The following is a 13,616-nucleotide window of genomic DNA, read 5'->3' as shown; positions in this document are numbered from 1 at the left end:
GCCACCATGCTGCCGCCGCCGGCATCGCAACTGCTGGGCCGGCCATGACGACAACCCCAGGGAGCCCGCCGATGTCCACCGCCTCTTCCCGCCGCCTGCCCGGCGGCGCGCGCTCGTTTGCCTGGCTGCTGTCGGGCCTGGCCGCCGGGCTGCTCGCCGGCTGCGCCGCGCGTGCGCCGCTGGACGCCGGGGCCGCCCGGTGCGACGCCGCCGGCCCCGACATCGCCTGCACCACCGAGGGCGCCGTCCGTGGCGTGCGCGAGGGGCCGACGCTGGCCTTCAAGGGCCTGCCCTATGCCGCGCCACCGGTGGGGCCACTGCGCTGGCAGCCGCCGGCGCCGCCGGCGCGCTGGACCGGCGTGCGCGACGGCAGCCGCTTCGGCGCGGTCTGCCCGCAATTGGCCGGCGACGCGGTCACCGGCGACGAGGACTGCCTCAGCGTCAACGTCTGGCGGCCGGCCGAGCCCTCCGCTGCGGCCGCCGCCCGGCCGCTGCCGGTGATGGTCTTCCTGCCCGGCGGCGGCAACCACAGCTACTCCGGCCAGGGCGCCGGCATCTTCGGCGGCGTGTCGTTCGACGGCGAAGCGCTGGTGCCGCAGGGCGTGGTGGTGGTCACCTTCAACCAGCGGCTGGGGGCGCTGGGCTTCCTGACCCACCCGGCGCTGCGCGCGGCCGACGGGCAGGCCGGCAACTACGGCAGCCTGGACCAGATCGCCGTGCTGCGCTGGCTGCAGCGCAACGCCGCCGCCTTCGGCGGCGACCCGCAGCGGGTGATGCTGTTCGGCACCTCGGCCGGCGGCGGCAGCATCTGCGCGCTGATGACGGCGCCGGCCGCGCGTGGCCTGTTCCACCGCGCGGCGATGCAGTCCGCGGTGCCCACCGGCTGCGAACTGGCCACCCGCGAACAGGCCGAGGCCCTGAGCGGCCGGCCGGTGGCCGAGCGGCTCGGCTGCGACGGCCGGCCCGACGCCGCCGCCTGCCTGCGCGCCAAGCCGGTGGCCGAGGTGGTGCGGGCGCTGCCCGGCACCTTCGGCGTGCTGCCACGGCTGTACGGCCCGAACGTCGACGGCGTGGTCTTCCCGGAACAGCCGCTGGCCGTCATCGCCCGCGGTGCGCACGCCGCCATGCCGGTGATCGTCGGCAACAGCACGCTGGAGACCCAGCTCTTCGTCGGCGGCCTGGGGGTGGTCGACAACGAGGCCGCCTACGCCGCGGCGCTGCGCCGGGTGTTCGGCGATGCCGAGGCGCTGCGCATCGTGGGCGCCTACCCGCCGTCGGCGCACGCCAGCCCGCGGCAGGCGCTGGTGCGGCTGACCACCGACGCCTTCTTCACCTGCCAGAGCCGCCGGGTGGCGCGGCTGCTGGCCGGCGCGCAGCGCCAGCCGGTGTACCGCTACCTGTTCGACCATGCGCTGGAGAACGACCCGGAGCTGAAGGCGCAGGGCGCCGTGCACACCGTCGAGCATCCCTTCTTCTTCGGCTGGAAGGGCCGCTACCGGCCGACCGCAGACGACCTGGCGGTGCAGCGGCTGGTGGTCGGCCACTGGGCCGACTTCGCCGTCGACGGCACGCCGCGCCGTGGCTGGCCGCGGGCCTACCCCGGCGACGTGCAGTTGCGCATCGCGGCGCAGCCGGCCAGCCACAGCGGCGACGGCGGCGCGCAGTGCGCCTTCTGGGACACCGTCGTGCTGCCGTCGCCGCACCTGTGAAGGCAGCCTGGCGGCTCGGCCACAATCCGCGCCGCCATGCCGCTTGTACCGTACGCCCTCGCCCGCCCCTTCCTCTTCGGTCTCGACGCCGAGCAGGCGCACGAGGTGACCCTGGGCAGCATCGCCGCGCTGCAGAACACGCCGGGGCAATGCCTGTGGTGGCAGCCACGGGTGGACGACCCGGTGGTGGTGGCCGGTCTGCGCTTTCCCAACCGCCTCGGCCTGGCCGCCGGGCTGGACAAGAACGGCAGCTGCATCGACGGCCTGGGCGCCATGGGCTTCGGCTTCATCGAAGTGGGCACAGTGACGCCGCTGCCGCAGCAGGGCAACCCGCGGCCGCGCATCTTCCGCCTGCCCTCGGCCCAGGCGCTGATCAACCGGCTGGGCTTCAACAACGAGGGGCTGGCCGCCTTCGTCGCCAACGTGCAGCGTTCGCGCAGCTTCCGCGCCGGCGGCGGCGTGCTCGGCCTGAACATCGGCAAGAACGCCGCCACGCCGATCGACCGCGCGGCCGACGACTACGCCACCGCGCTGGCCGGCGTCTACCCGCACGCCGACTACGTGACGGTGAACATCTCCAGCCCCAACACGCAGAACCTGCGCAGCCTGCAGACCGACGAGGCGCTGGCCGCACTGCTCGGCGCCCTGGTGGAGCAGCGCGCGCTGCTGGCGCAACGCCATGGACGCACCGTGCCGCTGTTCGTCAAGATCGCCCCCGACCTCGACGAGGACCAGGTGGACGTCGTCGCCCAGACCCTGCAGGCCTGCGGCGCCGACGGCGTGATCGCCACCAACACCACGCTGTCGCGCGAGGCGGTGCAGGGGCTGCCGCACGCGGCCGAGGCCGGCGGCCTGAGCGGCCGTCCGGTGCAGGAGGCGAGCAACCGCGTCATCCGCCGCCTGCGGGCGGCGCTGGGGCCGCGATATCCCATCGTCGGTGTGGGCGGGGTGCTCAGCGGCGACGACGCCCGGGCCAAGATCACCGCCGGCGCCGACCTGGTGCAGCTCTACACCGGGCTCATCTACCGCGGACCGGCGCTGGTGCGCGAAGCGGCGCGGGCGCTGGCCGCCGCGCGCTGACGCGGCTCAGGCCGGCCGGCGGCCGGCCGCCGCAGCGCGCACCACGTCACTCGAACTTGATGTTGTTCTCGCGCACCACGCGGTTGAAGCCGTCGTACTGCTCCTTGAAGTAGACGCTGAACTGCTGCGGGCTCATGCCGTAGCCGTCGAAGCCCTGCGCGACCAGCTGCTCGCGCACCTCGGGCGCCTTGAGCACCTTCTGCAGCGCCGCGCTGAGCTTCTGCGTCACCTCGGGCGGCATGCCGGCGGGACCGAAGAAGCCGGCCCAGGGCTTGATGCCGAGCTTGTCGTTCACGCCGGCTTCGGTCGCGGTGGGCACCTCGGGCAGCAGCGGGCTGCGCTCGGGCTGCAGCGTCACCAGGGCCTTGACCCGGCCGTCCTTGACGAAGGCCGGTGCCGAGGTGCCCGTGGTCCAGATCATGTGGATGCTGTCGCCCACCAGGTCGGTCAGCGCCGGCACGTCGCCCTTGTAGCGGACGTTGATCGCCTTGCCCTGGCCGAGCAGCTGGATCATGGCCAGCTCCGCGGCGCTGTTGCTGGAGCCGGAGTTGTACTTGCCGGGCTGCGCCGCCACCAGCGCCTGCAGCTCCTTGGCGGTCTTCACCGGCAGGTTCTTGTTGACCACCAGGAACATGGCGAACTGCCCGGCCGAGCTGATCGGCGTGAAGGCCTTGAACGGGTCGTAGGGCACCGGCGTGTTGAACGACGGCACCTTGACGAGGGCCGAGTTGGTGCCCATCAGCAGGGTGTGGCCGTCGGCGGGCGCGCGCATGACCTCCAGCGCCGCCAGGCTGCCCTCGGCGCCCGGCTTGTTCTCCACCACCACCTGCTGCCCCAGCTCCTTGCCCAGGGCCTGGCCGACGACTCGGGTGATGGCGTCGGCCGCGCCGCCGGCCGCGTTGCCCACGATCAGGCGGATGGGCTTGTTCGGGTAGGCCGTCTGGGCCCAGGCGGGGGCGCAGGCCAGCGCCATCAGGCCGGCGAGCAGGGTGCGGCGGGGGGTCATGGCGTCTCCTCGGTAGGTCGTCGGGTTCAGGCGGCGCCTTCGGGCCGCACCAGCACCGCGCCCTGCTCCAGCGGGCCGACGTTGCGCCGGTAGATCTGCAGCCAGCCGCGGTCGAAGGCGGGCTTCGGCGGTTGCCAGCGGGCATGGCGCTGGGCCAGCACGTCGGGCGCGACCTCGAGATCGCAGCGGCGGGCGTCGAGGTCGATGGTGATGGTGTCGCCGTCCTCGACCAGCGCCAGCGGGCCGCCGAGCGCCGCCTCGGGCGACACCTCGGCCACCACCAGCCCCTTGCACACCAGGCCGGAGAGGTGGCCGTCGGTGAGCAGCGCCACGTGCTCGCCCAGCCCGGCGCCGTCGATGCCGAAGACCACGCGCGAGGCACCGCCGCCCATCGCCGGGCCGCCGAAGGCACCGGCGCCGCGCATGACGACGACATGGCCGTGCCGGATGCGGCCGTCGTTCATCGCCGCCAGCGCGGCGTCCGAGGTGTCGAAACAGATCGCCGGGCCGCTGAAGCGGCGCACCTTGCGCTCGCCGATGCCGGGCTTGATCAGCGCCGACGAGGTGGCCAGGCTGCCGCGCAGGAAGAGGATGGCCGGACGCGAGGACACCGGGCGATCGATCGGGCGGATGACCTCGGCATCACGCACCTCGAAGCCTTCGAGGTTGCCCGCCAGCGTGCGGCCGGTCACCGTCATCACGCCGGTGTCCAGCAGCGGCGCCAGCTGCTTGAGCAGCCCGCGCGCGCCGCCGGCGTCCTCGAACGCCTCGATCATGTGCTCGCCGATCGGCCGCAGGCCGGCCAGCACCGGCGTCGTCTCGCACAGGCGGTCGAAGAGGCCGTAGACATCGACGCCGCTCTCGGCCTCGGTGGCCACCGCCTGCAGGTGCTTGACCGCGTTCAGCGAGCCGCCGAAGGCCAGCACCAGCCGCACCGCGTTCTGGAACGCACCGGGGGTCAGGATGTCGCGCGGCTTGAGATCGTCCCACACCATCTGCACGATGCGCTCGCCCGCCGCCCGCGCGTCGGCGTACATCTTGTCCGACAGCGCCCGCACCGGCGCGCTGCCGGGCAGCGCCATGCCCAGCGCCTCGCACACCGAGTGCATGGTGTTGGCCGTGCCCAGGCCCGAGCACACGCCGGGCGAGCGGATGGCCTCGCGGCTCATCTCGACCACCTCGTCCGCCGGCTTGTGGCCGGTGACCACGTGCATCGACTGGATGAACACCTCCTCGATGTCGCAGTGGTGGCCCTTGTAGGTGCCGCTGGCCTGGTAGCCGCAGGGCACGACGATGGACGGCACGTTCAGCCGCGCCGCGGCCATCAGCTGGCCTGGCACCGTCTTGTCGCAGGAGGTGAGCAGCACCATGCCGTCGAGCTGCGCGCCCTCGACCGCGACCTCGATGTCGTTGGTCACCACGTCGCGGGCGCCCAGCATGTAGGCGCCGCGGGCGCCGGCGCCGGTGACGAAGTCGCTGGGCGCGGCGGTGCGGATCTCGAACGGCACGCCGCCGGCGTCGCGGATGGCCTGCTTGACCTGCACCGCCACCTGGTCGAGGTGGCTGTAGCAGGCGGCCAGCTCGGAGCTGGAGTTGACCACCGCGATCTTCGGCTTCTCGTGGTCGGCCTCCGACAGCCCCATGCCGTGCCACTGCGCATTGCGCACCGACCACAGGTAGGAGCCGCGGGGGAAGTTGCTGCGCAGCTTGCGCTTGGGGGCTTCGCTCATCGTGCGGACTTCTTGGTGACGGTGACCGTGCCGGCGTCGCCGTCGACCTCGACCCAGTCGCCGGTCTCGATGACGGACAGCGGGTCGCGGTCGAAGTCGGTCACCGACGGGCACCGGGTGACCACCGCGCCGAGCGCGATCTTGGTGGTCATCTCGTTGAACAGCATGGCCGCCGGCGCCACGCCCATGGTGCGGGTCAGGTGGAAGGCGTTGGACCAGCCGGAACTGCCCTTGGCACCGGGGAACACCAGCACCTTGCCGGCGAAGCTGACGCCGCGCAGCTGGTGCCGGGTCTCGACGATGGTGCCGGTCTTGGAGTCGATGCCGCCCCAGCCGGAGATGCGGTCGGTGGTGACCAGCGCCTCGCCGGCGGAGGTGCCGCCGACCACGGTGCGGCCCTTCAGGACGATGGTCGCCGCGGCTTGGGGTTCGAGGACGGAGCTCATGCCAACCTCCCGTTCCAGCGGCCGGTGCAGGCCGCGTCGATGCAGTCGGCGGTGGTGCCGAACCAGGCCTGCACGCCCATGATGGCCGGCAGGTAGTGGGCGTGCTTGGCCGAATCGAGCGCCGCCACCTTCGTCCCCTTCGGGATGGCACGGCTCATCGCCGAGCAGCTGTCGCTCATCAGCACGGCGCCCGCGTCCTCGATGATCTTGGTGTAGCCGTTCTGGTCGGCCACCGCCTTGATGGCGCGCGGCGTGAAGATCCACAGCGCCGAGTTCTCGTGCACCTTGCGGCCCTTGAGCAGCTGGCACGCCTCCCAAATCTGCTCCAGGCTGTAGTGCGGGCAGCCCAGCATCACGTAGTCGACCTCGCGGTCGCGCGCGGTGTGGTTGAGCTTCTCCCAGGCGGCGCGTCGCTCGGCCTCGCCGTAGCGCAGCCGCATCAACGGGGTGTTGCCGCCGAACGCGGCCTCCACCGTCGGCGCCTCGGGCGTGACGCCGACCAGGTGGTACATCTCGACCCCGCCCGACGACGAGGCCGAGGCGCCGAAGTGCTTCAGCCGCTGCAGGTTGGGCACGTCGCGGATGCCGGCCACCACCGGCACCTTCTCCTGCACGATCTCGCCGATGTGGTACCCCAGCAGGCCCCACTCGAAGGTGGACTTCACGTCCACGTCCAGCTCGATCAGGTGGGTGCCGCGCCGGTTCTCCGGCACGTGGAAGCCCCAGTACGGGATCTTGCCGGTGAGCATGGCGGCGCCGGTGCTCTCGCGGCCCTCGGTGTTGGTGCGCGCGCCGAGCACCGAGTTGCAGTAGACGACCGCCGACGACTCCATCCAGGCGCAGTGCTCGCCGCGCGTCGGCACGTTGCCCACCTGGTAGGGCGTGCAGGTGTTGGTCAGGTTCACGCCGAGGCCGGCGGTGTAGGCCGCGCCCTTGTCGTAGAACTCGATGGTCTGCTCGGGAATCGCCATGCGCTCGCCCTGCCGCGGGTCGAAGCCCAGCTGCAGGTGGGTGCTGTAGACCTTCACCGGCGGGATGGGCACCACGTCGTCGCTGTCGAGGTTGAACTCGCTGAACACCGCGTCCATGCCGCCCTTGCGGGCCGCGAAGTCGCGCATGTAGGGCGTGGTGGCGGCCACCGTGCCGCAGACGTTGTTCGTGTCGACCAGCCGTTCGGCGCCCAGCGCCTGGCCGTAGCGCATCAGCAGGTCCATGGCGCGCTGCACGGCCGGGCCGTCGCGGCCGTCGAGCATCGCCTGTTCGTCGGGGTTGAGTCTCATGGGGATGGGGTCTCGTCGCGGGCGGGCGGCACGCGCCCGCCGATGTCGTGGGCCAAGGTGTGCGCCAGCCGGCGCAACTGCGGCGCGATGTCCTGGCGCAGCCGCTCCTCGGTGAAGACGAAGGCCGGGCCGCCGCAGTTCAGCGCCATGACCTCCTCGTTGGCGTTGACCAGCGGCACGGACACCGAGTTGATCTCGCGGTGGAACTCGCCGCAGGACACCGACCAGCCGTGCTGCCAGGCGTCGGCCAGCGCCATCTGCAGGCCGGCCTGCAGCGCCGGCCAGTCGGTGCCCTTGACCAGGCGCAGCGACTCCATCAGCAGGTCGCGTTCAGGCCCCGGCAGCGCGCTCAGGTAGGCCCGGCCCAGCGCCGAATTGGCGATCGGTGCCCGCGAGCCGACGTCCAGCCGCGCCGTCAGCAGCGTCGAGCGGGGGCGGCAGGCCTCGATCAGCACCATCTCCAGGCCGTCGCGCACGGCCAGGTAGACCGAACCGCCGCAGGCCTCGGCCATTGCCTGCATCAACGGCCGCGCGATGGCCCGCACGTCCAGCCCGGCGAGGAAGACCCGGGCCAGCGACACCACCGCCGGGCCGAGCAGGAAACGCTCGCCGTCGCGTTCGGTCTGCAGCAGGCCGAGCCCGACCAGCGTCTGCGCCAGCCGGGTCACCGTCGGCCGCGGGATGCCGGTCAGGCGCGACAGGTCGCTGGCGCCCAGCAGGCGGCGGTCTTCGGTGAAGCAGTGCAGCACCGCGATGCCACGCTCCAGCGCGCTCACCGTGTCGCGGGCTTCGGCCTTGGGTTCCGTGGGGGTGTCGTCGGGGGAGGGCATGGCGGCGGAGGAAGCGGCAGGTCCGCCATCTTCCACCCGCCGGGAGGGCAGCGCGCGGGCCAACGGGGCCATGGCCGCCACCCGCTTCAGGCGGCGGCCGCCGCCGGCACGCCGGCCTCGGCCGTCGGGGCGCCCGGCCGCAGGAACACGCCCTGGCGTTGCAGGGCGGCCTGCAGCGCCGGCACCGCCACCGCCCGCGGCTGCACGCCGGCCTGGGCGGCCAGCGCGGCGGCGGTGCCGGCGGCCTGGCCGGTGATCCAGCACTGCGGGATCTCGCGCATGAAGCCGTGCGAGTTCTTGTCGCAGCTGACGTGCCGGCCGCAGGCCAGCAGGCCGTCGAGCTGCACCGGCACCAGCGCGCCGTAGGGAATCGAGATGTTGGGGAACTTGGGGCTGACCGCCGGCGTGACGCCGACCTCGTCGGGCAGCGCGGTGCCCTCCGACCAGCGGCTGCGCAGCACGCTGTCCAGGCCCTTCAGCCGCCGCGCGTGGCGCACGCCGATCTGCGGCGCCGACAGCATCAGGTAGGCGTTCTCGAAGCCGGGGGCGCGGGCCTTGAAGAAGTCCAGGTGGGCGCGCATGGCGTTGTGCGAGCGCACCTCCACCTCGGTCAGGTCGTCGACGTCCAGCGCCGAGTAGCCCGACTGGCGCGGCCCCATGAACAGCGCGATGTCGTTGCGCCAGGACACGAACGGACGCTCGAACAGCCCGCAGGCCTCGCGACCGGCGGCCATGAAGGCGGCGTGGTCGTCGGGGCGCTGGGTCTTGAAGTCGATCCAGCGGTTCATGTCGACGCCGCCGAACAGCCAGGAGGTGTTCATGCAGTGGTGCACGTCGGCCTCCTCGATGTCGTTGTCGAAGGCCGCGCCGGCGCGGGCGAAGAGGTCGCCGTCGCCGGTGGCGTCGACCACCACGTCGGCCAGGATGGCCATGCGGCCTTCCTTGCTCTCGAAGGTGACGCCCTTGACGACACCGCCCTCGACGATGGGCTGGCAGGCCCACGAGTGGTAGACCAGCTTGACCTTGCGCTCCAGCACGATGTCCTGGCTGAGCAGCTTCAGCCGCTCGGGGTCGATCGTGGGCGACCAGGTCACCACGCCGTGGTAGGCCGCGGTGCGGTTGGACCAGTAGGCCGCCTTGGCCGGGTCGCGGTTGCCCCAGTCGGCGCGCGACGGGCCGGCCACCGCGTCGGCCGGCAGGCGGTCGAACAGCTCCTCGGCGAAGCCGCGGATGACCAGCTCGCCCTGCCAGTCGGTCATGCGGTCGATCCAGATCACCAGGCCGCCGGTGGACAGGCCGCCCAGGTGGTTGTAGCGCTCGAGCAGGGTGACGTCGGCACCCGCCTTGGCGGCGGCGGCGGCGGCGGCGGTGCCCGAGGGCCCGCCGCCGACCACCAGCACCTGGGTGCGGTGGTAGACGGGGATGTCGCGGGCCGGCTCCTGCCAGCGGCCGAGGTCGGCGCGGCCGCCGCGGGCGCTGCCGCGGTCGAAGATGTCCGAACTGAGGATGCGCTCGTCGCTGCGTTGAACGGTCTTCATGAGGCGATTTCCAGTGAGTGGTTCGATTTTTTGATCAGCATGTCCATAATGTCAACGCAAGCCGCAGAAATCGGCGGGTTTCCGATCGCTGATTGACCGCTATAGCGGACACAGCTAGCATTTTCCGACAACGCCTTGAGGAGACAAACCATGCGCCTTCCCCTGTCCAACGCCCGCCGCAAGTCGCTCGGCCTGCTGGGCGCCGCCGCCCTCGCGCTGCTCGCCGTGCCCGCCGCGGCGCAGGAATTCCCCGTCCGCGGCAAGCCGATCCGCGTGATCGTGGCGTTCCCGCCCGGCGCGGGGGTGGACGCGCAGGCCCGCGCGGTGACGCCCAAGCTGGCGGAGCTGCTCGGCGTGCCGGTGGTGATCGAGAACCGGCCCGGCGGCGGCACGCTGCTCGCGGCGCAGGAGGTGCTGAAGTCGGCGCCGGACGGCCACACCATCTTCTACAGCGCGTCGTCGACCATGGCGCAGAACCCGCACACGCTGCTGGCCGCCACCTTCGACCCGATGAAGGACTTCACCCCCATCTCCATCGGCGCGCGCGGCCCGCTGGTGCTGGTGGTGAACAGCGCGCTGGGGCCGAAGAACGTGAAGGACCTGGTGGCCTGGGGCAAGGCCAACCCCGGCAAGCTGAGCTACGCCAGCTTCGGCACCGGCACCTCGGCGCACATCTTCGGCCAGGTCTTCGCCAAGCAGACCGGCCTGCAGATGGAGCACATCCCCTACAAGGGCGGCGCCGACCTGGCGGCGGACCTGATCGAAGGCCGGGTGCAGATGGCCTTCGACGCCGCGCCGGCGGCGATCCAGAACTCGCGCTCGGGCAAGGCCCAGATCATCGCGGTGGCCGCGCCGCAGCGCAGCGCCTTCCTGCCCGGCGTGCCGACCTTCGCCGAGCAGGGCATCAAGGACATCGACATCGTCAGCTTCCTCGGCTGGTTCGGCCCCGCCGGCATGAAGCCCGAGGTCGTGCAGAAGATCAACGCGGCGCTGGCGCAGTCCATCGCCCAGCCGTCGGTGCAGGAGTTCTACAAGCAGGGCGCCTACACCGCCGAGAGCTCGACGCCCGAGGCGCTGGCCCGCGACGTCAAGCAGGCCTACGACGCCTGGGGCAACCTGGTCAAGCAGGCCGGCATCACGAAGCAGTGATCGGCACCCCGCGGTGAGCGCTCCCACACCGGCGTCCGGCAGCGCGGCGGCCTACGACTTCATCGTCGTCGGCGCCGGCGCGGCGGGCTGCCTGCTGGCCAACCGGCTGTCGGCCGACCCCGGCCACCGGGTGCTGCTGCTGGAAGCCGGCGGCCGCACCGACTCGCTCTGGCACCGTGTGCCGGTGGGCTACCGCTACACCATCGGCACGGCGCGGGCCGACTGGTGCCACGAGAGCGAGCCCGAGCCCGGCCTCGGTGGGCGCCGCCTGGCGCACCCGCGCGGCAAGGGCCTGGGCGGCTCCACCGCCATCAACGGCATGGTCTGCATCCGCGGCCAGGCCGCCGACTACGACGGCTGGCGCGACCTCGGCCTGCCCGGCTGGGGCTGGTCGGACGTGCTGCCGCTGTTCAAGCGGCACGAGGACTTCTTCGCCGGCGCCGACGCGCACCATGGCGCGGGCGGCGAATGGCGGGTCGACGCACCGCGCATGTGGTGGCCGGTGCTCGACGCGGTGCACGACGCCGCCGTGGCCTGCGGCGTGCCGCCCACCGACGACTTCAACCGCGGCGACAACCTCGGCGTCGGGCCGGTGCACGTCAACCAGCGGCAGGGCCGGCGCTGGAGCGCGGCCGACGCGTTCCTGTCGCCGGCGGTGCGCCGCCGGCCCAACCTGGAGGTGGTCACCGGCGCCCTGGCCGACCGGCTGCTGCTCGACGGCCGCCGCGCGGTCGGCGTCACCTGGCTGCAGGACGGTGTGCGCCGCAGCGCCCACTGCCGCGGCGAGGTGGTGCTGGCGGCCGGCGCCTTCGGCTCGCCCTCGGTGTTGCTGCGCTCGGGCATCGGGCCGGCCGATCACCTGGCCGAGCTCGGCATCGAGACGCTGCTGCACCGGCCCGGCGTGGGCGCCAACCTGCACGACCACCTGCAGGTGGCGCAGCGCTTCCGCCTGGCCGCCGGCCCGACGCTGAACGAGGCGATGAACCGCCTCGGCGGCCAGGCCGCCATGGCCCTGCGCTACCTGCTGACCCGCCGCGGGCCGCTGACCATGGCGCCCTGCCAGCTCGGCCTGTTCGCCATGTCGAGGCCCGGGCTGGCGCGCGCCGACATCGGCTACAACGTGCTGGCCTTCTCGCGCAGCGGCGGCTTCGACGCGCCGTTCGACCCGCACCCCGGCCTGACGCTGGTGGTCTACGACCTGCGGCCGACCAGCCGCGGCCGCCTGCGGCTGCACAGCGCCGACCCCGGCGTGCCGCCGCGGCTGCTGTTCAACTTCCTGACCACGGCGCGCGACCGCCAGGTGGTCGCCGATGCGATGCGCTTCAGCCGCCGGCTGATGCAACAGCCCGCCATGGCCCGGTATGCGCCCGAGGAGCTGTGGCCGGGCCCTGCCGTGTCGGACGACGACGACGCCGCGCTGCTGGCCGCCGCGGCCGAGAAGGCCGGCTCCATCTACCACCCGGTGGGCACCGCCCGCATGGGCCGGCCGGACGACCCGCTGGCGGTGGTCGACGCGCAGCTGCGGGTGCTCGGCATCGAGGGGCTGCGGGTGGCCGACGCGTCGGTCATGCCCGAGGTGCCGTCGGGCAACACCGCCATGCCGACGCTGATGGTGGCCGAGCAGGCCGCCCGCTTCCTGCTGCTGCCGTCGCCGTCAGCGACGGCGGCCCCGCCGGCATCGACCCGCGGTGCGCCGCGGGCGGAGGTCACGCCGGCCTGATGCCTCCGGGGCCCGGGGCGCGGCGCCGGCGCCGCGTCCCGGCACCGTCCCGACGCCTTCCTTTTTCTGCCGCCGCGGGGCGTCGCCCCGCGCTTTCCTGTCCGTTCCTGTCCGTTGCTTCCATCCCCCCGCCATGAAACGTCGTTCCCTGCTTGCCCTTTCCGCCGCCGCCGCCCTGACCGCGCTGCCGCCCCATGCGCTGGCCCAGAACTTCCCCAGCAAGGCCGTCACCATCGTCGTGCCGAACGCGCCGGGCGGTGCGGTGGACATCATGGCCCGCCTGCTGGAGAAGACGCTGTCCGAGACCTGGAAGCAGCCGGTGCTGGTGGTCTACAAGGCCGGCGTCGGCACGGTGCTCGGCACCGACTTCGTCGCCAAGTCGGCGCCCGACGGCCACACCATCGGCCTGGTGGTGACCTCGCACGTCATCAACCCGTCGCTGCGCAAGAACATGCCCTTCGACACGCTGAAGGACCTGTCGGGCGTGACCATGCTGGGCAACTCGCCGGTGGTGATGACCGCCACCAACGACCTGCCGGCGAACAACCTGAAGGAGCTGATCGCGCTGGCGAAGAAGGAGCCCGGCAAGCTGACCTACGCCTCGCCGGGCAGCGGCAGCTCGATGCACCTGGCCGGCGAGCTGGTGAAGACCACCGCCGGCATCGACATGCTGCACGCGCCGTACAAGGGCTCGGGCGGCGCCTACCCCGACGTCATCGCCGGCCGCGTGCAGCTGCTGATCGACCCGCTGTTCTCCAGCCTGCCGCACATCAAGGCCGGCAAGCTCAAGCCCATCGCCATCTTCAGCCCGCAGCGCGCGTCGATGGCGCCCGACATCCCCACCGCCGCGGAGACCCTGCCCGGCTTCAACGTGGTCAGCGTGTTCGGCGCCGTGGTGCCCAGCGGCACCCCGCGCGAGGTGGTGCGCAAGATCTCCGCCGACATGGCGCGTGCGGTGCAGACGCCGGAGCTGAAGGCCCGCTTCGCCGAGATCGGCATCACGCCGGTGGGCAACAAGCCGGAGGAGTTCGACGCCTTCATCCGCACCGAGATCGACAAGTGGGCCAAGGTCGTCAAGGCCTCGGGTGCCCAGGCGGACTGACCGGACCGGCCCACCCACCCTGCGAG

General features: G+C 72.7%; 11 protein-coding genes. 5 read left to right on the top strand and 6 right to left on the bottom strand.

Features of this window, described 5'->3' with window-relative positions:
• Positions 1-71 precede the first annotated feature (71 nt).
• On the top strand, positions 72-1,709 hold the full coding sequence (locus LRS07_RS07500) for a carboxylesterase/lipase family protein (protein WP_260501319.1): 1,638 nt from the start codon (positions 72-74) through the stop codon (positions 1,707-1,709).
• 36 nt (positions 1,710-1,745) lie between these two features.
• Entirely contained in the window at positions 1,746-2,789 is a 1,044-nt protein-coding gene (locus tag LRS07_RS07495; protein WP_260501318.1) for a quinone-dependent dihydroorotate dehydrogenase, read from the top strand.
• Positions 2,790-2,835: 46 nt separating this feature from the next.
• Here the strand turns inward: LRS07_RS07495 and LRS07_RS07490 are convergent, their stop codons facing one another.
• From LRS07_RS07490 to LRS07_RS07465, 6 genes are all read right to left on the bottom strand, one after another.
• The gene (locus LRS07_RS07490; RefSeq protein ID WP_260501317.1) at positions 2,836-3,795 is read right to left on the bottom strand and encodes a Bug family tripartite tricarboxylate transporter substrate binding protein; all 960 of its coding nucleotides are present in this window, start codon (positions 3,793-3,795) and stop codon (positions 2,836-2,838) included.
• A gap of 26 nt (positions 3,796-3,821) precedes the next feature.
• Complete coding sequence (gene ilvD, locus LRS07_RS07485) at positions 3,822-5,525, bottom strand: dihydroxy-acid dehydratase (protein WP_260501316.1); 1,704 nt, start codon at positions 5,523-5,525, stop codon at positions 3,822-3,824.
• Positions 5,522-5,971: an aconitase X swivel domain-containing protein gene (locus LRS07_RS07480; RefSeq protein ID WP_260501315.1), complete on the bottom strand. Its 450-nt coding sequence runs from the start codon at positions 5,969-5,971 to the stop codon at positions 5,522-5,524. Before LRS07_RS07480 ends, ilvD begins: the two co-directional genes overlap by 4 nt.
• Positions 5,968-7,251, bottom strand: coding sequence for an aconitase X (locus tag LRS07_RS07475; protein WP_260501314.1), 1,284 nt, complete (start codon positions 7,249-7,251; stop codon positions 5,968-5,970). Before LRS07_RS07475 ends, LRS07_RS07480 begins: the two co-directional genes overlap by 4 nt.
• A complete protein-coding gene (locus LRS07_RS07470; protein ID WP_260501313.1) occupies positions 7,248-8,081 on the bottom strand; it encodes an IclR family transcriptional regulator in 834 nt (277 codons plus the stop codon). Before LRS07_RS07470 ends, LRS07_RS07475 begins: the two co-directional genes overlap by 4 nt.
• Positions 8,082-8,167: 86 nt before the next feature.
• A complete protein-coding gene (locus LRS07_RS07465) occupies positions 8,168-9,619 on the bottom strand; it encodes an FAD-dependent oxidoreductase (RefSeq protein WP_260501312.1) in 1,452 nt (483 codons plus the stop codon).
• 150 nt (positions 9,620-9,769) lie between these two features.
• Here LRS07_RS07465 and LRS07_RS07460 point away from each other — a divergent pair, with 150 nt between their 5' ends.
• The 3 genes from LRS07_RS07460 to LRS07_RS07450 all read left to right on the top strand — a co-directional run bounded on the left by LRS07_RS07460 (position 9,770) and on the right by LRS07_RS07450 (position 13,590).
• Positions 9,770-10,768: a Bug family tripartite tricarboxylate transporter substrate binding protein gene (locus tag LRS07_RS07460; protein WP_260501311.1), complete on the top strand. Its 999-nt coding sequence runs from the start codon at positions 9,770-9,772 to the stop codon at positions 10,766-10,768.
• Between the two features lie 13 nt (positions 10,769-10,781).
• Entirely contained in the window at positions 10,782-12,488 is a 1,707-nt protein-coding gene (locus LRS07_RS07455) for a GMC family oxidoreductase (protein ID WP_260501310.1), read from the top strand.
• Positions 12,489-12,621: 133 nt separating this feature from the next.
• Positions 12,622-13,590 (top strand): tripartite tricarboxylate transporter substrate binding protein, encoded by a 969-nt coding sequence (locus tag LRS07_RS07450; protein ID WP_260501309.1) that lies wholly within the window; start codon positions 12,622-12,624, stop codon positions 13,588-13,590.
• The last annotated feature ends 26 nt before the right edge of the window (positions 13,591-13,616 follow it).

Origin of the sequence: Aquabacterium sp. J223, from assembly GCF_024666615.1 — a bacterium.
Lineage (GTDB): Bacteria > Pseudomonadota > Gammaproteobacteria > Burkholderiales > Burkholderiaceae_C > J223.
This window is presented reverse-complemented; position numbering and strand designations above follow the sequence as displayed.

Bases quoted from the DNA above. Each gene is read 5' to 3' on its own strand.
- LRS07_RS07500 (WP_260501319.1), top strand. From the start codon at position 72: ATGTCCACCGCCTCTTCCCGCCGCCTGCCCGGCGGCGCGCGCTCGTTT.
- LRS07_RS07495 (WP_260501318.1), top strand. From the start codon at position 1,746: ATGCCGCTTGTACCGTACGCCCTCGCCCGCCCCTTCCTCTTCGGTCTC.
- LRS07_RS07490 (WP_260501317.1), bottom strand. From the start codon at position 3,795: ATGACCCCCCGCCGCACCCTGCTCGCCGGCCTGATGGCGCTGGCCTGC.
- ilvD (WP_260501316.1), bottom strand. From the start codon at position 5,525: ATGAGCGAAGCCCCCAAGCGCAAGCTGCGCAGCAACTTCCCCCGCGGC.
- LRS07_RS07480 (WP_260501315.1), bottom strand. From the start codon at position 5,971: ATGAGCTCCGTCCTCGAACCCCAAGCCGCGGCGACCATCGTCCTGAAG.
- LRS07_RS07475 (WP_260501314.1), bottom strand. From the start codon at position 7,251: ATGAGACTCAACCCCGACGAACAGGCGATGCTCGACGGCCGCGACGGC.
- LRS07_RS07470 (WP_260501313.1), bottom strand. From the start codon at position 8,081: ATGCCCTCCCCCGACGACACCCCCACGGAACCCAAGGCCGAAGCCCGC.
- LRS07_RS07465 (WP_260501312.1), bottom strand. From the start codon at position 9,619: ATGAAGACCGTTCAACGCAGCGACGAGCGCATCCTCAGTTCGGACATC.
- LRS07_RS07460 (WP_260501311.1), top strand. From the start codon at position 9,770: ATGCGCCTTCCCCTGTCCAACGCCCGCCGCAAGTCGCTCGGCCTGCTG.
- LRS07_RS07450 (WP_260501309.1), top strand. From the start codon at position 12,622: ATGAAACGTCGTTCCCTGCTTGCCCTTTCCGCCGCCGCCGCCCTGACC.